Here is a 22,673-nt window from a genome sequence, read left to right on the forward strand (position 1 = left end):
CCTGGGCCTGCCCCCGTACCTCACCGCGATCCTGCCGGAGCTCGGCGATGGCCGCCGCCCTCCCCGCCCTGTTCCGCCGCTCACCCCGCATCCGCTGGAGCCGTTGATGTCACTGCCCACCGGCACTGCCCCTGCCCATTCCTCCGCCCCCACCGGGCTGCCCACGGCCGACCTGGCTGTGGCGCACACCCTCCTCAACTGCCTCCTCCGGGAGGTGTCCGGCCCCGAGCACCAGACCGCCGTCGACGACGGCCACCTGCTGCTGCGCCTGCCGCGCCGTGGAGTGCTGCTCCGGGTGGCGCTGCGTCGTACGTCCCTGCTCGGCGCACACCGGTTCACCGGGCCGGTGACCGAGCACCGCGACGGGGGCAGGGACTGGGCCGAGGTGGGCTGGCTGCGCCTCGCCGAGTACACCCACGCCGAGCTGTCGCTCCGTACGGGCGTCAGCAACGAGGAGTTCCTGGAGCAGATCGTCTCCAGCCACCAGGGGGTCTCCGCCGCTCTGGCCGCACGGACCGGGGCCCCCTCCACGGAACCGTCCGATGACTGCCTCACCACCTACCTCGAATCCGAGCAGTCGCTGCTGCTCGGCCACCGCTTCCACCCCACCCCCAAGGCCCGCAGCGGCGACCTGGCTTCTTGGTCCGCGTACGCGCCCGAGGCCGGTGCCGTCTTCCCGCTGCGCTGCCTGGCCATACGCGAGCACCTCATCGCCGAGGAGAGCGCCGAGCCGGGCGCGGCCGCCCCGCTCGACCGGCTGCACCCGGTTCCCGAGGGCTACCGGCTGCTGCCCGTGCATCCCTGGCAGTACGAACTGCTGCACGAGCACCCGGAGCTGCGTGCCGCCCTGGAGCGCGGCGACGTCCTCGACCTGGGGACCGGCTCCGCGCCCTTCGCCGCCACCGCTTCCGTGCGGACCCTGTACGACGGCGACATCTTCCTGAAGTTCAGCCTCAACGTCCGCATCACCAACTGCCTCCGGAAGAACTCCAGTTACGAGCTGTCCGGCGCGGTCGCCCTCACCCGCGTCCTCGAACCGGCCCTCGCCGACTTGGCCGCCCGTTTCCCAGGCAGCGCCGTGCTCAGCGAGCCGGCCTACCGCAGCCTGGCTCTGCCCGGGCCGGACGGCCGCCCCGACCTCGTATTGCTCGAAGGTTTCGGCGTGATCGTCCGCGAGGGCCTGTCGCACCGGCTGTTGCCGGGCACGACCCCGCTGCTCGCGGGCGCCGTCGCCGACGAGTACCCCACCGGCCCCGGCCACATCTCCCGGCTGCTGGACGGCGCGGGCCCGCAGACCGCCCTGGACTGGTGGCGGGCCTACCTGAAGCTGCTCCTCCCGCCCGTCCTCGCTGCGTACTTCGACCACAACCTGGTGCTGGAGCCGCACCTTCAGAACGTCCTCGTCTGCGTCGACGGCGACGGCATGCCGGCCCAGGTCCTTTTCCGCGACCTGGAAGGCACCAAGCTCGTCCCCGAGTACCACACCGACACCCTGGCCGCTCTGCCCGCCGAGGTCGCGGGCCCGATGACATACGACGCGCAGCGCGGCTGGGACCGGGTCGTCTACTGCCTGCTGATCAACCACGTCGCCGAGATGCTCGCCGCCCTCGCCGACCTGTACCCGCAGACCGAGGCGGCGCTGTGGGACGAGGTCCGGGCCACGATCCAGGCGTACGCCGACGAGCACGGCTGCCCGCCGCGGCTCAGCGCCCTGCTGGCCGGCGTACCGCTGCCTGCCAAGGCGAACCTGCTCACCCGCTGGGAGCGGAAGGCCGACCGCGAGGCCGGCTACGTCCGGCTCCCCTCCCCGTTTCCGCTCGCCGAACACGTGCTGACCGGCGGCGCCCGCAACGACGACTCCTGGAGCGCCTGATGACTCCTCTGGTGCGCGATCGCGCCCTCACCCTCGCCTCGGACGAGCTGCCCGCGTACCTGTACGACCTGTCTGCGCTGCGCGGCCACGCGGCCGCCGTACGGGCAGCACTCCCTCCGCGGGTGGAGCTGTACTACGCCGCCAAGGCCAACCCGGAGCCGGAGGTCCTGGCGGTGCTCGGCCCGTATGTGGACGGCTACGAGGTCTCCTCGGGCGGCGAGTTGGCCCATGTCAGCAAGGTCGTGCCCGGCCGCCCGCTGGCCTTCGGCGGTCCGGGCAAGACGCCGGCCGAAATCGCGGCCGCAATCGAACTGGGCGTGGAGCGCTTCCATGTGGAGAGCGAATACGAACTCCATATGCTGGCCGGCCTGGCAGCCCGCATGGCCCCGGATGCGCGCATTGCCGTCCTGCTCCGCTTCAACCTCCCCCTGTCCGCCGGCTCACTGGAGGGCAGTTCCCTGGCGATGGGGGGCCGGCCGACCCCGTTCGGCCTCGACCCGTCCCAGGCGGACGACGTGGTCCGCCTCCTCACCGACGGTACGTACCCGCAGTTGGAGCTGCGTGGCATCCACGCCCACCTGGCCAGCGGCCTGGACGCCCCGGAACAGCTCGCGGTGGCCGAGTCGATCGTGACCTGGTCGCTTGCGCTGACCGAGCGCCACGGGATCCCTCTCGCCGAGGTGAACGTCGGCGGCGGCATGACGGTCGACTACGCAGCACCGGACTCCCGCTTCGACTGGGCGACGTACGGCGCGGGCCTCGGCCGCCTCACCGACGCCCACCCCGACCTTGTGCTCCGCATCGAGCCGGGGCGCGCTCTCACCGCGTATTGCGGCTGGTATGCCACGGAGGTGCTGGACGTGAAGCACAGCCACGGCGAGGAGTTCGCGGTGGTGCGGGGTGGCACCCACCATCTCCGCACCCCAGCGACGAAGGGCCACGACCAGCCCTGCGCGGTGCTTCCGTCGCGGCAGCCCTGGCCCCACCCCTGGCCGCGCTCCGTGGCGCAACAGGAACGGGTCACCTTCACCGGCCAGCTGTGCACCCCCAAAGACGTCCTCTCCCGTCAGGTCCCGGCGGCGGGCCTACGGGCGGGGGACCGCGTGGTGTTCGCACTGACGGGCGCGTACGCGTGGAACATCTCCCACCACGACTTCCTCATGCACCCCCGGCCGGGCTTCCACTTCTTGGGGATGCATGACGACTGAGTCGAGACGAGGGTGCGGCGGAATGCCCACGGACCGGGCCGGTCCTCGCGCATGCCGGGCCGTGGAAGGGACGGTGTGAGTGGCGCTCCTTCATTCCGACGCAACCGGCACGAGCGGAATCGGGGTGGGTCGCTGCTGCCCAGAAGGCGGCCACTACCGTGAGCCCATGCCACACGCCTCCGCGCTCCTCGTCATCGACATGCAGAACGCCTTGGTGGCCATCGCGCACCGGGCCGCCGAGACTGTCGCCGCGATCACCGGGCTCCGCGAACGAGCCAAAGCCGCTGGCGTACCGGTCGTGACGATCCAGCATCAGGGTGACGGAATGGAGGCGGGGACCGAGGGCTGGCGGATCGTGCCCGAACTCGCGCCCGGCGCCGACGAGGCGGTCGTCCACAAGACCAGCGCGGACAGCTTCCTCGACACCGAACTCGACAAGACCCTGAAGGTGCTGGGAGTCACCGAGGTGGTCGTCACCGGGTTCGCGACTGAGATCTGCGTGGACACCACGGCACGGCAGGCGCTGAGCCACCGCTACGACCTGGTGCTGGTCGCCGACGGGCACACCACGTCCCACCGGTCCGACACCGGTGAGTACGCCTCCCCGAAGCAGTCGATCGCGCACCACAACGAGATCTTCCGGCACATCGACTTCCCCGGGCGGAGCATCCGGGTGCTGCCCGCGTCCGAAGTGGACTTCGCTGCGGCTTAGAAGCCGCGCAGGCAGGCGTGGGAAGCGGTTCCACCCACGCGCTGCGGGCGCGGGCGGCGAGCAGGGCGGCCAGGGTGCAAGGTGCGAGCAGCAGGCCGAAGGCGGCGCCGTAGCCGACGGCGTCGGTCGAGCCGGCGCCCAGGCAGGCGTTGAACAGGGCAGAGGAGACGCCCAACACTGTTATCTGGCCCAGGTTCTGGGTGGTCTGCATCGCGCTGCTGGCATAGCCCTGCCGGCCGGGCGGGCTGTGGGTGAGTGACAGCACGGTGAGGGAAGGGGCGTACATACCCATGCCGACGGCCGCGACGACCATGGCCGACGCGGCGGTGTACGCGCGTCCTGTTGCTCGCGGGCAGCGAGAACGGCCTGTGGCTGGATTCCCAGAAGCCGTGCCACGAGGTACTCGCCAACCGGCAGCCGTAATTGGACGTGGCGTACACCGAGATTCCCGGCTACGGTCACCTCGACACGTTCCTCGGCCGGAAGGCCGCCCTCGACGTGTTTCGGGCACATCCCCGACTTGCTCGGCAAGCGCCGGTGACGGCCTCCAAGGCGGTCGGCGCCAGTACCCGGCCGTACCCGAACCACGCTCCAGGAGGCCACGACCCATGCCGCACCTCGCTGTCGACGGCGCAGCACTGACGTACGACGACGAGGGCCCCCGCGATGGTGACGGCGTGCCCGTGGTGTTCATTCACGGTTGGACGGCCGACCGGCACCGCTGGGACCACCAGATGGCGCACTTCGCACCGATGCGGCGGGTCATACGGCTCGACCTGCGCGGGCACGGCGAAAGCAGCGGGTCGGGGGCGCAGACGATCGAAGAGCTGGCCGTGGACGTCCTCGCCCTCCTCGACCACCTCGAGGTCGACCGGTTCGTGCTCGTCGGTCACTCCATGGGCGGGATGATCGCGCAGACCCTCGCCCTCGGCCATCCCGAGCGGACCGAGCGCCTGGTGCTGGTGAATTCGATCAGCCGGATGACCTACAGCCGTGGGCGGGGCCTGCTGATGGCGGCATCCACGCTGATGCCGTTCAAGGTGTTCGTCGCCGCAAACATCCAGCGGGCCTTTGCCCCCGGCTACCCGCGCGAGGAGATCCGCGAGTACGTCCGGGCCTCCTCGGCCACGCCGCGGGAGGTGGTCATGACGTGCTACGCCGCCATGCGGTCCTTCGACGTCCTTGGCCGGGTCGGCGAGATCCGCACGCCCACCCTGTTGGTGCACGGCTACCACGACATCCAGTTGCCCGTCGCGCAGATGCTGCGGATGGCGAAGGCCTACCCGGACGCGCTGGTCCGGATCGTGGACGCCGGCCACGAACTGCCCGTGGAGAAGCCGGCGGAGCTGACCGCGGCGCTCGACTGGTTCTTGACCGACCGAGCATGAGGCGGTGCAGGAGGCCGGCATCGGGGAGTACCGCCCGAAAGCATCGCCACCCTGCATCCGGCTCCCGGTCCCGTCCGCAGCGCTGGTGGGCCAGTGCCGCGAGCCGGCGAGGCTCAGCTGTTCGCCCTCGGCGGGCTTGGACCGGGCGGCTGCGTACGTGCCGGGCTGCGGCAGCACCCCTCAGAATGCGAACGGCACCCGAGTCCAGGTCAGGACCTGCTCGCTTCCCGGGTGGACGGTCACCTTCAGGTAGTTGGTGCCGTTGCCCGACCCGTCGACGGTGACGCGGGAGAGGTTCGGGGCCGCGGTCCTGATGCCGTAGAAGGAAAGCCACTTGGAGCCGGTGTCCAGCGGCTTGTCGCTGTTGTAGGCGTGGCTGTCGCCGTTGAACAGGTATACCGGTCCACTGAACCTGGCCGACTCCTCGGCGATCGTACGGACGATCGGCTGGAAGGCGTCGTAGTCGGCGAACGCGGGATCCGTGATTGTCGGGTCGAACATGTCGGCCTGAGTGAGCAGGGCGACCGCCTTGTTGTGGTTGCGGCGGGCCTTGTCGAAGGTGTCATGGATCGACTGCACGGCCGCGGCAGTACGTCCCTTGACCTCTGCGGCCTGCTCCGGGGTGGGTGCGGTGTTGCCGGTCCACGGCGCCATGCCGTTGTTGCTGCCCACGATGTGCACGGCGGCGAACGCTACGCCGGCTCGTCTGTACGTCACGTTCTCGGGGTAGCCGACGCCCGAGGCCACGCGGACGCTGTCCTGACCGAGTGTCCAGCCCGGCCGCGGGAAGAACACCCTCCGGATCGCGGCCAGTCGCTCCAGCGGGTTGTACGGACCGGCGCTCGGCCGGTGGCAGTCGGTCCACTCGTTGTCGCCGGGGGTGTAGACCAACGGATCCTTGAATTTGTCGAACTCCGACCTGATGAGCTGGACGTACTCGTCACTGCAGACGGACGAGCCGCTCTTGATGTCACCGAGGTGTCCGACGAGCTGAACGTCGGGGTCGGCGTTGATCTGAGCGACGACCTTCGGGAACTCGGCGACCTGGGCATCGCCGTACGGAATGTCACCGATCACCGCGAAGGTGAAGGGCTGGTCCTCGGGGCCGGCGGACGCAGGCTCGGCCGAAAGAGCCAGGGCCAACGCACTCAAGGCAATTGCCGCCGATGCGGCACGGCGCCACGGTCTCATCGCACATCCTCCTGTGGTCTTACGGCCTTCCAATGTCCCGGCATGGCGTGAACTGGCGGCCCGGACCAGGAAAGCGATGGGTGAACAACGCCCGAGGGACACCGTCGCGCTTCCGGCGAACGGCTGGGCGGTGCCGCCGGACTCGTCAAGCCGCTCACTCGGCGCAGAGCCGGCGCCGACGAGCGTTTCGACCACCACCGTGCAATACCGGCGCCGCTCGGCGTGCGCGCCGGGCGATTTCGCCGACGTAGGTGCCGAGTGCGAACAGCCGTGGACCCAGCTCTGCTGCGAGGAGCCCGTCGGCCACCGCCACTCCGTGGCCGCTGTGCTCGTCCATGAATCGCTCGATGTCCCGCAGGCTTTGCGGTGTGAAGTCCGCCTGGTATCCGTCGCTCTTGAGAGCGCGGGCGCCCGCTCGGCCTCGGTAAGGGCATCCCACCCTGGAGGCGTGTCCAAAGGAGTGCGGGCCGGAGCTCGGAGTCGGAGCGCAGCCCAGGACCTCGGGTAGGGCAAATTGTTGCCGAGTCGGCCACCGAGGCTGCCCGGGTGGAGGCCGGCTCGAACCGGTGCCCGGGGTCTGCTAGAGCGGGATGTGGATGTCGAGGACGGGCCCTGTCGCGCGGGTGGGCGGCGCATCCAGACTCTCCAGGACGTGGAGCATTGGTGCGTTGACCGCGGCGACCGACGCGGTCAGGGTGTGGTGGCCGGCCCGGCGGGCCACATCGGCCGCGTGCGCGGCCAGCGCGGTGCCCAGTCCCTTGGACTGCCATGCGTCCTCGATCAGCACGGCGAGTTCGCCGACCCCTTGCTGATCGGTGCGCATGACGTTGGTCATGGCGATGATGCGGTCCGTGTGCTGGGTGGTGGTGGTGACCAAGGTGGTGCCGCGCTCCGGGTCGGACAGCATCTTCCATCCGGTCCGAGACAGCTCGACTTTACCCGCGTGATAGCGCAGGGCGCGGCTGCCCAGCGAGCAACGGTGGTGCAGCGCCTGGATGAGGCCGAGGTCAGCGTCGGTCAGCTCCCGGGTCCGGGTGTCAGTGCCGTCGGTCAGCGTGATCGGGTGTGCGGTCCTTCGAGGCCCGGCGTCGGGCATTTGGCCGTCTCCTCAGATTGCGAGCAGGACTGATGTGGACGGAGCCCCGGCGGGGCGCGTGTCCGTCTCTGGCGCAGGAGAAGTCTTTTGCCGCTCCCCCCGTCGGCTCAAGAAGGGTTCAGGCCATATCGATCACGTTATGCGCACGTCTGGTCACGGAGCGGGGTGAGTGGAGTCCCCGGACCACCTGGTACCGCTTCTCGTCGGCACGGTGTTCGTCCACGGGCCGGTTGTGGAGCGCAGCTGCTCCAGAGGATCGGCCGGGTTGACTTCGTCGGCCAGGCTGAGGAAGTCCACCCCAAGGCCGGTCGGCGGGATCAGCTCGAAGAGGGGCCGCAGGCGTGGGTGGAGGTGTTTGGCCGCACGTTGCCGCCAGGCACCGAAGTGCATGGGGTGTGATCCCTCCTGCAGAAGCCGGATCCCGATGTCGAGCTCAAGCAGCGGACGGGGCCTGAGGCCAGGTGAGTGCGGGCCAGGTCCTGGGCTGTGATGGGAATGCGCAGCGCCACACTGTGATTCTTTTGCGTGGCCTTCCTTCGGGCCAAACCGAAACGAGTCGACGCAGCCATGCCGGTAGTCCAGCCTGAAGTGGCAATCCTGCACGGCGGAAACCAAAGTCATACACACCGGCCACCACACCAGCGAGGCCGCGACCGGAACGGGGGTCCGGTCGCGGCCTCGCGCCGGACGGGCGATCCGCAGCACCCTCTGAACGCGTCGTTCTCGGGCGGACACAGAGAGCGGTGACGACGGCTTCTCCGACGCAACCCTGCTCGCTCCGGAAGTGTCCGGCGGACCGAGCTGAGTCACCGGCTCCGGACGGACTCGGAGCCGAACCACCGGATGAGTTCGGCGCGCGACGTGATGTGCAACTGCTGGAAGACACGGCGAAGGTGGTAGTCGACCGTGCGCGGGCTCAGACAGAGCCGCGCTGCCACTTCCTTGTTGGTCGCGCCCGTCGCGACCAGCCGGACGATCTCGCGTTGACGGGCGGTCAGGCTCTCCGTCCCTGCCGGGTGAGTCGCGTGGGTACTGTCCCCGGCTTCGGCAGTCGCGTTGCCGCCGCTGGCGCGCAACTCCGCACAGGCCCGGTCGAGCCACAGCCGGGCCCGATGCCTGCGGAAGATCTCCGCGGCCTCCCGGAGCTGGACACGCGACTCCGCCCGCCGGCGTTCGCGCTTGAGGTACTCGCCGTAGAGGAGGGCGGTGCGCGCCAGCTCCAGTTCACGGTCACCGGGCGCATGCAGGCGTAGAGCGAGCCGGAAGTACTCCTCGGGGTCACCGCTTGACAGGACCGCGCGGCACTGGGCCACCAGCGCGGTCGGCCAGCCCTGGCCGACCCCCTCCGCCCACCGCGCGAACGCTGCGGTGGCCCGTTCCGCCCGGGGCCGGAGCCCGGCGCGGACGGCGGCCTCCACATAGGCGGGCACCGCCTGGAGCGCGACACCTGGGTGCCCCGGCTTCATGCGGGTGATCCGACGCAGCTTCGCAGCCGCCTCGTCCCAGCGTCCCGAGGCGAGATCTACATGAGCCAGGCCCCACAGACCGAGGGCGCAGGCGAGCCCGTTTCCGTGTTCCGTCGCCTCGTCGACCACCCGGTCCGCGTACCGCTCGCACGTCTCGGTGTCACCGGCGAGCCCGGCGGCGAGCATCAGCATCCCCATCAGATTGCGTACACAGGTGAGCTGGCCTGTTCCGCGGGCCAGCCGCAGCGCCTCGGTCGCGATGAGCCGCGCCGAGTCCGGTCCGCTCAGCCAGCACTCGGAATAGGCGAGGTACTGCATGGCGTGCGCAACCGTCGGGATGTCACCTGCCCTGCGCGCCAGTGCCACCGCACGTGCTGCCAGTGAACGGGCGTGGGCGTCGTCGGCGGTGAACAGTGCTCCATGGGCCGCCCAGGCGAGCAGAAGCGGGTCCTCCGACTGCGCGGCATCTGCGACGCTCTTGCGCAGCCGGATGCCGGCGGTCGGCAGCCCCCGTAACGACTCGGCGACTCCGAGGAGGCAGTGGGCGGCGAGACGGGCGTCGGGCTCGTCCGAGACCTCGGATCCACCGAGCAGCGCCCGCGCCCGCCGGGCCGCGCGTACCGGCAAGTCCTCGCTCCCCGCGTAGAGGCCGGCCTCTCCTGCCGCGGCCAGTGCCTTGGCCGCGAGACGGGTGTTGCCGTCCGCCAGTACGTCCGCGGCGGTCAGCAGTGCGTCGTAGGCGTCGTCCGGTGTGCCCTGGTGGAGCGAGAGCACGCCCTGCAGAAGAGCGATGTCCCCTTGCAGGGACGGGTGTTGCGTACCGGCCAGCACCTCCGCCTGCTCCAGCAGCCGGGCGGCACGCCTCAGACGCCCGGCCATGCTGCTGCAGGTGGCAGCGGCGACGAGGCGGCCGGCCCGCTGACCGTCCTCACCGGTCAGCTCCGCCGAGCGTTCCATCAGTACAGCGGCGTGGCACGGTTCGCCGTGCCGACGCGCCCGGGCAGCCTGGCGCTCCAACTCGTCGGCCAGTCCCGCGTCCGCTTCCGTGGACAGGGCGGCCTCGTGCCAGCCGCGACGGTCGTCGTGGCCGGCGGCGAACGCACGCGCCAGGAGTTCGTGCGCCCAGTGCCGTTCGGTCAGATCCAGACTCTGGCGGATGGCCCGGGCGAGGGCGGCGTCGCGAAAGGACACGGTCGTCCTCGACACAGTGATGAGCCCCGCCACCTCGGCGCTCTTCAAGGCCGCGGGGTCGATCGCCGCCAGTTGGGCCACTCGGTACAGCGTCGGGGGATCCAGGCGCGGTTCCGTGGCCAGCAGTGTGAGCAGCCGGCGGCAGTCGTCGGAGAGCTTGCCCAACGGCGCGAGCCTGAGCTGGGTCAGTCGCGGCCCCAGCGGGAGTGGATCAGGCAGGCGTGGCAGCTCCGCCAGCTGACCGGGGTTCAGTGTCCGCAGGAGCTCGAGAAGGACCAGTGGATTGCCGTTGGCGGCATGGACGAGTACCTCGCATACGGCGGGCGCCACCGCTGAAGGGTGGTGCTGTGCGATCAACCGCAGGCAGTCGCGGTCGCTCATGCCCGTCAGATGCAGTACCGGCACACCCGGCATCAGCATGGGTTCCTCACCGTCTGCACCAGCCAGGACCAGGACCCGTTCGGCGCTGATCCGACGGGCCACAAGACCGAGGACGTGCTGTGACTCGGCGTCGACCCATTGCAGGTCATCGACGGTGACCAGCACAGGTCGCCTGACGGAGCTCCGCGACAGCAGGGCCAGCACCGCTACGGAGATCAGCGGCCGTTCCCGGGGCGGCGGCACCAGGCCGAGAACTACCCTCTCCAGCAACTCGGCCAAGTGCGGCGGGAGGCGGCGTACGCCGACGGCCAAGGGGCGGACCATTCGCTGTACTGCTGCGTAGTCCAGGCCCTGCTCCGCCTGCACTCCGTCAGCGCGTACGGTGTGGAACCCCTGCGCGAGGTGCGTAGCGTGCCGGATCAGCATGGTCTTGCCGAGTCCCTGATCCCCCGTCAGCAGCAGTGCACCACCCTTCCTCGCACTGCGGCAGGCCTCGATCCACGCGACGAGTTGCCGACGTTCGGCCCGTCTGCCGACCATGGTGTGCTCGGTGCCGTACGTCATGACGTACGCCTCCTGGATGGACTGACCCTGGGTCAAGAATAATGATTATTCGCGGCCAGGAGTGCAAGAGAGGACCCTGGGCCGTACCGTGGCCGAGGCGGAGAGCGAGCGGCGGGAGACCGCCGTGACCCGAGGGGACCGGCCGCATGACGCGGCTAGGCTGGGTGCGTGGCAGAGCCTGATTCCTTTGCGAGGCCGTCCAGGCCGGTGATCCGTGAACGCCTGGTCGAGGCTGCTGTCCAGGAGTTCGGTGAGCAGGGCTACGACCGCGCGAGGGTGCAGGACATAGCCCGCCGAGCCGGCCTCTCCACCGGGGCGATCTACGGCAACTTCCGTAACAAGGCCGAACTTCTCGCCGAGGCGGTCGACTACGGCCTGGCGGCGGCATCGCACAAGCTCGCCCAGGCCCTGAGCAGCGGTGCCGGACCCGCCGATGTCCTCGCGCTGATCGTCACAGATCTCTCCGATCCACGTCAGCAGACCTGGGCGCCGCTGGTCAGTGAAGCGCTCACAGCCGCCAGGCGGGACGCCGAGGTCGCCCGCAGGGTCCACGCCGCGTTGAGTCGGGTGGAGAGCGAGTTGAGGGACCTGGTTGAACTCGCCCAGCGGAACGGCACGTTCGGCCCGCTGATCGATGCAGCGGCCTGCGCCCGCCTTGTGCTGTGCGTGTCCCTGGGAGTGGACGTACTCGCCGCAGTAAAGGCGGACAGCCCGGACCATGGTGCCTGGACCTCGCTGATGCACGTTCTGTTCGCCGGGCTGGGCGCTGCCGAATGAACCTGGGAAGGGGCCTTCCACGGCGCCGCGTGATCGGTCAGGGCGACCTCAATCACCGGCGGGATACGGCCACGAATCAGTGAAGTCACCGGTCTTGCCCCGCTCAGTGCGGTCAAAAATGCAGGAAGAATGCTGGTCAGTGCATCACGAGCGCGTCACCTGATTTTAGCTGCGCCCCGCCTGTGTTGACACTGCAAAAGGCGCACGTCACTCTACCGGTGAGCCGCGGCAAGGCCGTACACACGTGAACCGGACGCCCGATTCCAGGGCCGATATTTCTCCTTTCGGCAAAGCTGATCGCCTCTTTGGAATGCGATCGAGGGAAAATCGATTCGGCAGCCCAGGAATCCCGCACCGATTTCCGCATCAGGTCCTTGCCTGTCTGGCAGCCAACTCCTGATCCGAAAAGGAGAGAGACATGTCCCGGCGAAGTCTGCCCCTCACTGCCCCACTGATCGTTACCGCATTGGGGACCACTGCGGCGCTGGTCGTCACCGCAGCCGCCCCGGTCCCCGCCGCGGAGCAGGCGTCCACGTCTGCAGTGCACCGAGCCCCTGAGGCCAGGACGACAACGACCGTGCGCTACGGGCCGTTCACCCTTCCCGCCGCGTCAGGTCACGACCACGGTGAAACCGGCAACCGCCTTGCGCTGAACGTCCAGAAGCCGTGCGACGACTGCTTCATCACGGGCTTCAAGCCAAATCTCGTATATCCGGACGGGTCGAACGCGAACGTCAACACCGGTCCGATGCTCCACCACGCGGTGCTGGGCACCCACTCGAAAAGCGACGTCGTCTGCCGCGGCCCCCAGCGGAAATTCGCCTCCGGGAACGAGCGAGTGGAAAGTGTCCTGCCCTCCGGATACGGCATCAAAGTGCGTCGGGGTGAGCGCTGGAACATGCTCTACGACCTCATGAACCATGCGCCCCAGAGCAAGACCGTCTACATCACCTTCACCTTCACCCATGAACCCGCCGCGGGCTCGAGGCTCCAGCCTGTGACACCGATCTGGATGGATGCGGGCGGCTGTCTCGGCAGTGCGTACGACGCTCCGGAGGGCGCCAGCGAAAAGGTCAGGCGGTGGCGCTCCACCATTTCCGGAAGGCTCGTCCACATGCGCGGCCACCTGCACCACGGGGGCCGTTCTGTGCGTACGGAGAACCTCACCACAGGAAAGCTGCTGTGCAACATCGTGGCGGAGGAGGGCGGAAGCCCCGAATTCATCGACCTCCACGGCAACACGGAGATCTCGGACATGCCGCCGTGCAGCGGCGAGCCGCTCGGCACCATCAAGCGGGGTGAAGTCCTGCAGATCACCAGCAGGTACGTGGGCGCAGGACACTCGCACGGCGGCGTCATGGGCATCATGGCCGGCTGGGTGGCCGAGGACTGATCAGTGCCGCATGGTCGTGGGGCGGATCGGGTCCGGGGACCGGTACCCGGCTGGATGATCGGTATGGCCGACGCCCTGGTCTGTCTGGTGTGGGCGGTCGGCGTGTGGGTGGCGCTGCAACTCGAAGCCGGCCCCGCTCTGCGCACCGCGGCACTCTTCGTGCACCTGGCAGCGCTGATCCTGGGGCTCGGCACCGTGCAGACCATCGACTACTACGGGCTGCTCTGGTTGCTGGGGCGGCGCAGCCTGCGTCAAGTGCTGGACTTCACCAGGCCGTTGCATGTGCTCGTCTGGTCCGGTCTGACAGGCATGGTGATCAGCGGTGCCGTCCTCGGCCCGGACCTGGCACTGGCAGCCACCCGGGTGAAGCTGGGACTGGTTCTCCTGGTCGCTCTCAACGGCGTGCACGCGCACGCTCTGCACCGCTCCCTCGCGGAGCAGGCGGGAGGGCAGGTGGAGAGACGGCTGCTGGTGCGAGGAGCGATGTCCGCCGTGGTTTCCCAGGTGGGGTGGTGGGGGGCTGTGGGGATCGGGTTCCTCAACAGCCAGTCCTGAGTGGCAGCCTGCGCTTCTGAAGGGCCAGTGTCGCCTGCACGACGGCGGGCGTTGCTGGAGCGGCTTGGGGATGGCGGGATGCGTCCCCATGGCACCTCGCCACCGGAGCGGTGGTCGACTCCCTCTCTTGAGCCTCGGATTCAGATCCGAGGACCGAGACCATCCGCATGCCGGTTCCATGATCCCTTTTCCGGGTGGTCGAACGGGGCAGCCGCGGCCGTCCGCCCACGACGGCCGCCGCTGTCCGCCCCCGCGCCCAGGACGTTGTCTCGCGCGACCCGCTGTCACACCGCGGTGAGACCACCGTCCACCACCAGGCTCTGGCCGGTGATGTAGGAGGCCCGATCGGAGAGCAGGAAGGTGACTGCCTCTGCCACTTCCCAGGCGGTGCCCTGACGGCCGAGCGGAATGCGGGCGAAGGAGGCCGCCCGGGAAGTCCGGTTCGCCGATGCTTGGCGACCCATCGGCGTGTCGATCAGGCCGGGGACGACCATGTTGGCGCGAATGCCTCGTGCCGCTCCCTCCCTCGCCACATGGCGAGTCAGCCCGAAGAGGCCGGCCTTGGAGCTGTCGTAGGCGGGAGAGCCGGTCGCGGCACGCAGTCCGGCGACCGAGCCGATGAAGACGACGGCGCCTTCGTCAGCCATCGACGGAAGGGCGTGTTTGGCGGCGAGGAAAGGCGCACGCAGATTCAGGCGGAGAACCTCGTCCCATTCCTCAGGCGACGAGCCCGCCAGTCCGGAGCCGAGGCCCACCCCTACATTGACCACCAGCGCGTCCAGCCCGCCCAGCCCGCGGACCGCCTCGGCGACCATGGCGGCCGACTGCTCCGCGTCCGTGGCATCAGCGATCACGGGAACACCCAGGGCGCCTTCGGCGGTGACCAGGTCGGCGGTCACGGCGGCTGCTGGGCCGAGGATGTCGGCGCAGGCCAGGTCCGCGCCTTCGCGGGCGGCGAGAACGGCGATCGCCCGGCCGTTGCCGACGGGCGCCTGCGGGGCGTCGTCGGGACGTGTGCCCGCGCCGACCACCAGCACTTTGCGGCCCGCGAGCCGTCGGGCGACGCGATCCCGTTCCGCCTCACTCATCGTTCCCGTTCCTTTCCGGCGAGGCCTGGGCTGTCGAAGCCCGGGTCCAGCGCCACACCGACGGAGTTCAAGAAGAACGCCACCATGTGGTACTGACCCACCAGCATGGTGATCTCGATCATTTCCGCGTCGCCGAAGTGCTCGGCCAGGACTTCCCACGTGGCATCGCAGAGCCGCGCATCGCGGTTCAGCTCGTCGGCGGCCCGGATGAGGCACCTTTCGAGGTCGCTCCACCCGCCGGCCTCCGCGCCCTGGACGAGTCGGTCGATCTCCGTATCGGTAACGCCCGCAGCCTTGGCCAGGGGGACATGGCGTCCCCACTCGTACGGGGCGCCGGTGTTGTACGACGTGCGCAGGATCAGCAGTTCACGGAGCCTTCCCGATAGCCGGCCCCGGCGGAGCAACTGGCCTCCGAAGGGCATGAACCGCTCGTAGAGGTCGGGATGACGCACCAGCGTGGTGAAGATGTTCGGGATCCGGCCCCCTGGGTCCCGAGGGGCTGCGGCCAGCAGGTCGCGGGTCCGCGCATCCCAGCCGTCCTCGGGCAGGGCCACGAGTCGCGGGAGGGCGTTGCCGTGCCGTACAGGGTCTCGCTCCGGCATGGAGTCTCCAGGATGAGGTGCCCACGCGAACCACGGGGTGTGCACCCCCGTGGTGGTGTGGGCGTGTGAGTGGTGACGGGCGTGGCAGGTCCGCGTGGGACGGGAGGGCCGGCCGGTGTGCGCGAGCCGGTCCCTCCCGGTCGGCCGGACGTCAGCCGGTGACGGGGCCGAACTGCTCGCGGGTGTCGAGGGGTTCCCCGAACAGCACCCATCGTTCCCCCGTGAAGCGCACCAGTTGCATGGTCTCGATGGGGAACCGGTCCTTGGGGCCGGTATTCAGAGAGACGCCGGGGAGCAGCATGCCCACCTTGACGTCCTTGAGCTTCTGGATGGAGTCCCTCAGCCCTTCTCTCGTCGGGCATTCCATGGCGTCGAGCGCCTTGTGCAGGCTTGAGGCCACGGCCCAGCCGTAGGCGTTGAACTGGATCGAGGGATCGGTGTCCGGGGCGTACTTCTTCATCGCCGTGCGGTAGGTCTGCATTTCCGCGTCGTCAGCCCACTGGGGGTCGGCGGGATCCTTGAAGTAGGTGGCGGAGACCACGCCCTGGACGTTCTTGAAACCGACGGGCTTGAGCACGCTGGTCGACGCCGAGACGCTGTTGACGATGTGCAGCGGGTTCCACTTGGTGTTCTTCGCATCCGCGGCCAGGGTCTGGCTGCCGAACTTGGGCGTGGTGATGTTCAGCAGCACATCCGCCTTGGAGCGGGCGAGGCTGGTCATCTGGGCCGAGACGGACGGGTCGGTGACCTCGTAGCTCTCCTCCGCGATCACCTTGACGTCGCTGCCCTTGACGGCCTGCTTGAAGCCGCCGAGCAGGTCCTTGCCGAAATCGTCGTTCTGGAAGAGCACGGCCACCTTGGCCTTCGGCTTCTCCTTCTTGAGGTAGTCGGCGTACACCCGGGACTCGGCGACGTAGTTGGGCTGCCAGCCCATGGTCCACGGGTGCTTGGTGTCCGTCCCCCACATGGAGGCGCCGGTGGCCACGAACGGCTGTGGCACCTTCTGCTGGTTGAGGTAGTCCCACACAGCTGAGGTGGAGGGCGTTCCCAGTGTCTGGAACAGTGCGAAGACCTTCTCCCGTTCCACCAGTCGTCGGGCCTCCTCCACGGCCTTCGGCGGCTGGTAGCCGTCGTCACGGACCACGAACTCGACCTTGCGGCCGCCGATACCGCCCTTCTCGGCGTTGACGTACTTGAAGTAGGCGCTGACGCCTTTGCTGATGGTGCCGTAGGCGGAGGCTGGTCCGGACATAGGGTAGATACCGCCGAGCTTGATGCTCTTGTCGGTGATACCCGTGGTCTGCTGGCCCTTGCAGGCGCCGTCGGAGGCGGCTGCATCTTCCTGTCCCCGTTGACTGGAGCAGGCGGTCGCGGTGAGCAGGGCGGCGATGCCCGCGGCGGCTGCCCGCAGGGAAGTGGTGTGACGCATCCGGATCATTCCTTTCCGGTGGTGGGCGGTGCGGTGAGGGGCTGGTGGTCGGGCTGTGGGGCGCCGGGCGGTTCCGGGGGAGGGGCCGGCTCCGGTCGGCGGCGGGTGTGGCGCAGGCGTCGCTCCACACGCCCCCGGACCCCCTGTCCGGCACGGGCCGCCAGGCCGGCCAGTCCGGTCGGGGCCAGATACATGACGGCGATGATCAGAAGGCCGAAGACGACTCCTGGCGCGGCCGGGCTGACGTCCTGCGCCAGATTCGGCACGTACATCACGAAGGCCGCGCCCAGCAGTGGCCCGTACACCGATGCCAGGCCACCCACGACCAGACCGGCCAGGAGGGTGATGGACAGATTGATGCTGAAGGAGTCAGGAGACACGAAGCCGATCACCCAGGTGTACAAGCACCCGGCGACACCCGCGAACATCGCGCTCCAGGCGAAGGCGAGCGTCTTGTGGAAGGAGAGCCTCACCCCCATTACCTCCGCTGCGGTGGCGTTTTCCCGGATGGCGAGCAGCGCCCGGCCGACCCGCGAGTGCACCAGGTTGCGGACGACCAGCAGCGTGACCGCAGCGACGGTGAGGGTGAGGAAGTACAGCCACTGGTCGTCGGCCAGGCCGGTCCAGGAGGGCGGCTGCGGCTTGGGGACGGTCAGGCCCATGGAGCCGCCCGTCACGTGCTCGAACCGCTTCAGCAGCGGCGGGAGGAATACGGCGAACGCCAAGGTGACCAGAGCCAGGTAGAGGCCGCGGAGCCGTAGCGCGGGCACCCCGAAGCCCAGACCGAGAAGGAAGCATCCCGCGGCCGCGACCGGCAGCGTGGCCAGGTGGTCGATGGCGAACCGGTCGAGCATGACGGCCGCCGTGTAGGCGCCCACGGCGAAGAACGCGCCGTGTCCGAGGGAGATCTGCCCGCCGTAGCCCACCAGTAGGTTCAGGCCCGCCAGCACGATGGCGTAGATCAGCACCATGGTCAGCTGGAAGACCCGGAACGGGGCGAAGTAGTAGGGCGTCGCGAGCAGAGCGGCCGCTATGACCAGCGCCGCGAGCGGACGTGCCCGGCGCGCGGTGCGCGACGCGTGAGTGGTGATCAGTTCTGCCGTGGTCATGCCCGTTCCACCGCCGCCCGGCCGAACAGCCCCTGAGGCCGCACCAGCAGCACCACGAGGATGATCAGCAGTGGTACGCCGATCTTCAGGTCGGCGCCGACGAATCCGACGTACGCCCCGGCCAGGGTCTCGGCGACACCCACGACAAGGCCGCCCGCCACCGCGCCCACCGGGCTGTCGAAGCCGCCGAGGGTGGCCGCGGCGAACGCGTAGATGAGGACGCCGCCCATCATGTTGGGTTCCAGGAACAGCAGTGGGGCGACCAGGACGCCCGACAGCGCGCCGACCGTCGCGGCCAGCCCCCAGCCCAGCATCAGCACCCGGCCCACCCGGATGCCCGAGAGCCTGGCCGAGGCGGAATTACCGGCGACCGCCCGCATCACCAGACCGGTCCTGGTGTGCTGGAACAGCAGGTACACCAGCCCCATCACCACGGCCACGACGCCGATGACGCCCAGCGTCGACCAGCTGATGCCGACCCCGGCCAGGGCGAAGCTGCCGTCGGGGAACGGCTGGGGGAAGTCCTTCACGGTGAACGACCAGATCAGGCCCGCGGCCGCGTTGACGAAGATGAACAGGCCCACGGTGACGATGACGATGGTCAGCTCGGGCGCTCCCTCGACCGGCCGGATGAGCAGGCGCTCGATGAGCATGCCGCCCGCGAAGGAGATCGCGAGCGTGACCGGCAGGGCCAGCCAGAACGGCATCCCCGAGGCAACCAGCTGCCACGCCACGTAGGTGGAGATCATGGCGAGCTCGCCCTGGGCGAAGTTGACGATGCCGGTGAACCGGTGGATCAGGACCAGGGCCAGTGCCAGGCTCGCGTAGACCGAGCCGGCACCCAGTCCTTCCACGACCTGCTGGAGGAACTCGGTCACGAGCCACCGCCCGCCTTGCCGGCCTGGACGGAGATGCCGAGGTACACCTCGGCGACCTGGCCGTCCTGGCGGATCTGATCGGCCGGGCCCGACAGCACCATGCGGCCCGACTCCAGTACGTGCGCCTGATGCGCGATGTCCAGCGCGAGCTGGGCGTTCTGCTCGACGACGACCACGGTCGTGTGTTCCTCCTCATTGACGGTACGGACGATCCGGAACAGCTCGCGGGTGACGAGGGGCGCCAGGCCCAGCGAGGGTTCGTCGAGGAGCAGCAGAGCAGGACGGAGCATCAGCGCCCTGCCGATCGCGAGCATCTGCTGCTCGCCGCCGCTGAGGCTGCCCGCCGACTGCCGGGAGCGCTCCTGCAGTTTGGGGAAGTAGCCGTAGACCCGTTCCAGGTCCGTTGTCACCGCAGCCCGCTCGCTCCTGCCCCGGCGCCCTCGACGGTGGCGCAGATACGCGCCGACGCGCAGGTTCTCCTCCACGGTGAGGTCGTTGAACGTGCCCCGGCCCTCGGGTACGTGTGCCACACCGAGCCGGGCGGCCTGTTCGGGGGAGCGACCCAGCAACTGGGCGCCGTCCAGCGTGACCGATCCGCGCCCCGTGACCATGCCGCTCAGCGCCCGCAGGGTCGTGGTCTTGCCCGCGCCGTTGGGCCCGAGGATCGCGCAGACCTCGCCGCGGCTGACAGAGAAGCCGATGCCGTGCAGGACGCGGGCCTGCCCGTAGCCGGCATGCAGGTCCGAAACCTCGAGGAAGGCCGGTGCCGCGGATTCGTCGGCGGGAGAGTCCTTCGTCTGCTCGCTCATGCCGCCGCTCCCAAGTAGGCCTCGATGACGGCCGGGTCACGCTGCACCTGTTCCGGCGGCCCGTCGGCGATCGTGCGTCCGAAGTCCAGGCACACCACGCGGTCACACAGCCCCATCACGAACCCCATGTGGTGCTCGACCACGACCAGGGTGAGGTCGAAGTCCTCGCGCACCGCCCTGATCAGGTCGGCGAAGACCTCGACCTCGCCGTGGCTGAGGCCGTTCACCGGCTCGTCGAGCAGCAGCAGCCGGGGCTCCACGGCCAGCGCCCTGGCCAACTCGACCCGTTTGAGCGTGCCGAAGGGCAGACCGGAGGCGGGGTGGTCCGCTACGTCGGCCAGGTCCAGCCGCTGCAGCAGTTCCTGCGCAAGGGAGCCCAGCCGCGCTTCCTCACGCCGCACACGCGGCAGCCGCAGCGCGGCGGCGAGATGCCCAGCGCGGCCTCGGTGGTGAGCGCCGACCATCACGTTCTCCCGGACCGTGAGGTGCTGGAACAGGCCCAGATTCTGGAAGGTGCGGGCGATGCCGTGCCCGGCCACGGTGTGCGGGGGCAGGGACAGCAGGTCCTGGCCCTCGTAGCGCACCGTGCCCTCGTCGGGCGTGCACCGCCGGGTCAGGCAGTTGAAGAGCGTGGTCTTTCCCGCTCCGTTGGGCCCGATGAGGCCCACGGCGGTGCCCTGCTCGACAGCGAATCCGACGCCGTCCAGAGCCGTGATTCCGCCGAAACGCATGGTGATGCCGTCGACCGCGAGCATGCGCGCCGCCCTTTCGACAAGGTCCCTGGGGGGTGGGCGAGCGTCACAGTAGGTGGGCCCCCTCGGCGCGGGCATTGGGTGCGAGCACTCAACTTCGCGGCCGTCACCCTGTGCGCCGCGCACAGTCCGAGATGAACATCCGGTCCCTGCCCTGTTGACTGGTCACGATTCGGGGGCGACGATCCCGTCATGCTTCACGCGATCGTGCCGAGCGTGCCTCCCATGACCGAGCAGCTGCGCCAGGAGCGGCTGCGGATCCTGTGCGCCGTGAAGGAGCGCGTGGAGCAGGTGGCGGAGTCCGCGCTTGCGGTGATGCGCGCCGAGATCCCCGCCTACGCGGTGCAGGACGAGTACTTCTTCGAAGACGTGCGCCACCAACTGCTCTCGCACTACCGGGTCCAGCTGGCGCTGCTCGGGGGCGAGCGGAGCTTTGCCTCCGAGGAGTTGGCCTTCAGCCGGGCGGGGGCGATGCGCAGGGCCCGCGCCGGGTTCGCCCTGGAGGACTTCATCAGCGCGTTCCGAGTCGGCCGGCAGGTCTTCTGGGAGGCCCTACGTGACTGCGCGGGGCCGTCGGCCGCCGGGCAGGATGCCGTGCTCACCCTGGTCGCCCCGCTGATGCGGTACATGGACTTCGCCAGCACCCAGGCAGCACAGGCCTACCTGGAGTTTCAGCAGCATGTCGTGGCCGACGCGGACCGCGAGCGCAGGGACCTGCTCGAGCAACTGCTCGCGGGCCACATGCCGACCCGGGGACCTCTCATGGCCGCGGCACAGGCCTACGGCCTCGGCGCGCAGGTGCCGATGATGGTGGTCGCGGCGGTCTGCGTCGACGGCGCCCGGCCCGGGGGCGCGGGTACGGCCGCCGAGAGCGGATACATCACCAGCGCGGCGATCTCCGCCGCCGGCGTGCGTGCCGCCAGAGTCCTGGTGGTCGTGCGGCACGGCGAGGTCGTGGCCGTGCCGGTGCTGCGTACGGGCACCGAGCCGGACGAGATATGCGCGCGCTTCGAAGAGGTGCAGCGGCACCTGGCCAGGGACGGAACGGTCCTGGCGATGGGGATCAGCACGGTGGCCCGGGGCGCGGCGGAGCTGCCGCGGGCCTACCAGGAGGCCAGAGCCGCCCTGGAGTTGGTACCCAGCGGGGGAGGGGTGGCGGCGCTACCGCGGCTGTCTCCGTTCCAGTACCTCGCCCTGCGCGCGGATGCCATCGCCCGCCAGCTGGTCGACCCGCGGGTCAGCGCCCTGCTGGATGACGACGTCCGGCGCGGGGGTGCGCTCGCGGCCACCGTACGGGCGTTCGCCGAGGCGGATCTGAACCTGAGGCTGGCGGCGGAGCGGCTGCAGGTGCACCACAACACGGCGCACTACCGGTTGCGCCGCATCGAGGAACGCACCGGGCGTAACCCGCGCCGGATCGCCGATCTGCTGGAACTGCTGGTCGCTCTCGCCATCCGCGACGCGGCCGGGGGAACGGAGGACGTGCAGTGAGCCAGATCCATCCGGAGCCGACGGCCGACTCACCGGAAGCGTCGGCGAAGACCGTGGTGGAGGGGGTGGAGGCCGCGGCGGAGACGACGGCGCGCACTCCTGCAGAGGCCGCGGCCGCCGCGGACGTCTCGGCGCGACGCGCGTTGCTGGACGCAGCGCTCGATGTGTTCACCGAGCGCGGCTACACCAACGCGAGCGTGACGGAGATCGCGGCGCGTTCGGGCATCCCCGTCGGCAGCCTCTTTCACCACTACGGGGGCAAGAGGGGCTTGTATCTGGCGTTGTGGGAGGAGTTCCAGGAAGAGCAGGAGCAGCGGACCGCGGCGGGAGTCGCCGCGGCGCGCGGCCAGGGCGTGACCGACCCGGTCGCGCTGTTCCTCACGGGGGCGCGGGCCTATCTTGAGGGCGCCTGGGTACGCTGGCGCATCGGCAGGCTGCTGCAGCAGGAGGACGGCCCTCCTGGGTTCGACGCACTGCGGCGCCAGTGGGACCGCGCGTGGGTACGGCGCAACGCCAGACTGCTCGAGGTGGATGAGACGCGGCGCACCGGCCGTGTCAGGGGCGTCGTGCTGACCACGGTGATCGGGGGTGCCGCCATTGAGCTGAGCGACTGCGCGGACATGGCCGAGGCCCAGGAAATCATCGAGGAAGTCTGCGGCATCCTGGCGCACTTGTCGAAACCTCCCGGGTGACCGGCGCGCCACCGCTGGCGATCCGCGC

At 69.6% G+C, this 22,673-nt stretch carries 20 protein-coding genes; 9 read left to right on the plus strand and 11 right to left on the minus strand.

Annotation, left to right across the window (positions count from 1 at the left end; genetic code table 11):
* Positions 1 to 106: 106 nt before the first annotated feature.
* From ACH492_RS05750 to ACH492_RS05765, 4 genes are all read left to right on the plus strand, one after another.
* Entirely contained in the window at positions 107 to 1,873 is a 1,767-nt protein-coding gene (locus tag ACH492_RS05750) for an IucA/IucC family protein (protein WP_398983328.1), read from the plus strand.
* On the plus strand, positions 1,873 to 3,081 hold the full coding sequence (locus tag ACH492_RS05755) for a type III PLP-dependent enzyme (RefSeq protein ID WP_398983075.1): 1,209 nt from the start codon (positions 1,873 to 1,875) through the stop codon (positions 3,079 to 3,081). The genes ACH492_RS05750 and ACH492_RS05755 overlap by 1 nt, the downstream gene beginning before the upstream one ends.
* A 166-nt stretch (positions 3,082 to 3,247) precedes the next feature.
* Complete coding sequence (locus ACH492_RS05760) at positions 3,248 to 3,793, plus strand: isochorismatase family protein (RefSeq protein WP_398983077.1); 546 nt, start codon at positions 3,248 to 3,250, stop codon at positions 3,791 to 3,793.
* 608 nt (positions 3,794 to 4,401) lie between these two features.
* Positions 4,402 to 5,181, plus strand: a complete 780-nt coding sequence (locus ACH492_RS05765) for an alpha/beta fold hydrolase (RefSeq protein WP_398983079.1) — start codon at positions 4,402 to 4,404, stop codon at positions 5,179 to 5,181.
* A 180-nt stretch (positions 5,182 to 5,361) separates the two neighbouring features.
* Here ACH492_RS05765 and ACH492_RS05770 read toward each other — a convergent pair whose 3' ends face one another.
* The 4 genes from ACH492_RS05770 to ACH492_RS05785 all read right to left on the minus strand — a co-directional run bounded on the left by ACH492_RS05770 (position 5,362) and on the right by ACH492_RS05785 (position 11,106).
* The gene (locus ACH492_RS05770) at positions 5,362 to 6,372 is read right to left on the minus strand and encodes a metallophosphoesterase (RefSeq protein WP_398983081.1); all 1,011 of its coding nucleotides are present in this window, start codon (positions 6,370 to 6,372) and stop codon (positions 5,362 to 5,364) included.
* 580 nt (positions 6,373 to 6,952) lie between these two features.
* Positions 6,953 to 7,468 (minus strand): GNAT family N-acetyltransferase, encoded by a 516-nt coding sequence (locus tag ACH492_RS05775; protein ID WP_398983083.1) that lies wholly within the window; start codon positions 7,466 to 7,468, stop codon positions 6,953 to 6,955.
* A gap of 153 nt (positions 7,469 to 7,621) precedes the next feature.
* On the minus strand, positions 7,622 to 7,858 hold the full coding sequence (locus ACH492_RS05780; protein WP_398983085.1) for a hypothetical protein: 237 nt from the start codon (positions 7,856 to 7,858) through the stop codon (positions 7,622 to 7,624).
* A 416-nt stretch (positions 7,859 to 8,274) separates the two neighbouring features.
* Complete coding sequence (locus tag ACH492_RS05785) at positions 8,275 to 11,106, minus strand: LuxR C-terminal-related transcriptional regulator (RefSeq protein ID WP_398983087.1); 2,832 nt, start codon at positions 11,104 to 11,106, stop codon at positions 8,275 to 8,277.
* Positions 11,107 to 11,238: 132 nt separating this feature from the next.
* Between ACH492_RS05785 and ACH492_RS05790 the strand changes: the two genes are divergently transcribed.
* The 3 genes from ACH492_RS05790 (at position 11,239) to ACH492_RS05800 (ending at position 13,795) form a co-directional block, all read left to right on the plus strand.
* Positions 11,239 to 11,847, plus strand: a complete 609-nt coding sequence (locus tag ACH492_RS05790) for a TetR/AcrR family transcriptional regulator (protein WP_398983089.1) — start codon at positions 11,239 to 11,241, stop codon at positions 11,845 to 11,847.
* Positions 11,848 to 12,265: 418 nt separating this feature from the next.
* Positions 12,266 to 13,240, plus strand: a complete 975-nt coding sequence (locus ACH492_RS05795) for a hypothetical protein (RefSeq protein WP_398983091.1) — start codon at positions 12,266 to 12,268, stop codon at positions 13,238 to 13,240.
* 63 nt (positions 13,241 to 13,303) lie between these two features.
* Positions 13,304 to 13,795 carry a hypothetical protein gene (locus ACH492_RS05800; RefSeq protein ID WP_398983093.1) on the plus strand — a complete coding sequence of 164 codons (492 nt, stop codon included), beginning with the start codon at positions 13,304 to 13,306 and terminating at the stop codon, positions 13,793 to 13,795.
* Between the two features lie 284 nt (positions 13,796 to 14,079).
* Here ACH492_RS05800 and ACH492_RS05805 read toward each other — a convergent pair whose 3' ends face one another.
* From ACH492_RS05805 to ACH492_RS05835, 7 genes are all read right to left on the minus strand, one after another.
* Entirely contained in the window at positions 14,080 to 14,883 is an 804-nt protein-coding gene (locus ACH492_RS05805; RefSeq protein ID WP_398983095.1) for an SDR family NAD(P)-dependent oxidoreductase, read from the minus strand.
* Positions 14,880 to 15,485, minus strand: a complete 606-nt coding sequence (locus tag ACH492_RS05810; protein WP_398983097.1) for a carboxymuconolactone decarboxylase family protein — start codon at positions 15,483 to 15,485, stop codon at positions 14,880 to 14,882. Before ACH492_RS05810 ends, ACH492_RS05805 begins: the two co-directional genes overlap by 4 nt.
* Before the next feature lie 151 nt (positions 15,486 to 15,636).
* Entirely contained in the window at positions 15,637 to 16,914 is a 1,278-nt protein-coding gene (locus ACH492_RS05815; protein WP_398983099.1) for an ABC transporter substrate-binding protein, read from the minus strand.
* Positions 16,915 to 16,919: 5 nt separating this feature from the next.
* Positions 16,920 to 18,023, minus strand: coding sequence for a branched-chain amino acid ABC transporter permease (locus ACH492_RS05820; protein ID WP_398983101.1), 1,104 nt, complete (start codon positions 18,021 to 18,023; stop codon positions 16,920 to 16,922).
* Positions 18,020 to 18,901, minus strand: coding sequence for a branched-chain amino acid ABC transporter permease (locus tag ACH492_RS05825; protein WP_398983103.1), 882 nt, complete (start codon positions 18,899 to 18,901; stop codon positions 18,020 to 18,022). The genes ACH492_RS05820 and ACH492_RS05825 overlap by 4 nt, the downstream gene beginning before the upstream one ends.
* On the minus strand, positions 18,898 to 19,710 hold the full coding sequence (locus ACH492_RS05830; RefSeq protein ID WP_398983105.1) for an ABC transporter ATP-binding protein: 813 nt from the start codon (positions 19,708 to 19,710) through the stop codon (positions 18,898 to 18,900). The genes ACH492_RS05825 and ACH492_RS05830 overlap by 4 nt, the downstream gene beginning before the upstream one ends.
* A complete protein-coding gene (locus tag ACH492_RS05835; protein ID WP_398983107.1) occupies positions 19,707 to 20,465 on the minus strand; it encodes an ABC transporter ATP-binding protein in 759 nt (252 codons plus the stop codon). Before ACH492_RS05835 ends, ACH492_RS05830 begins: the two co-directional genes overlap by 4 nt.
* A 222-nt stretch (positions 20,466 to 20,687) precedes the next feature.
* Between ACH492_RS05835 and ACH492_RS05840 the strand changes: the two genes are divergently transcribed.
* Both ACH492_RS05840 and ACH492_RS05845 read left to right on the plus strand, forming a co-directional pair.
* Entirely contained in the window at positions 20,688 to 21,953 is a 1,266-nt protein-coding gene (locus ACH492_RS05840; RefSeq protein WP_398983109.1) for a PucR family transcriptional regulator, read from the plus strand.
* On the plus strand, positions 21,950 to 22,645 hold the full coding sequence (locus ACH492_RS05845) for a TetR/AcrR family transcriptional regulator (RefSeq protein ID WP_398983111.1): 696 nt from the start codon (positions 21,950 to 21,952) through the stop codon (positions 22,643 to 22,645). Before ACH492_RS05840 ends, ACH492_RS05845 begins: the two co-directional genes overlap by 4 nt.
* Positions 22,646 to 22,673 lie beyond the last annotated feature (28 nt).

Source organism: Streptomyces sp. NPDC019443 (assembly GCF_044389785.1).
Lineage (GTDB): Bacteria > Actinomycetota > Actinomycetes > Streptomycetales > Streptomycetaceae > Streptomyces.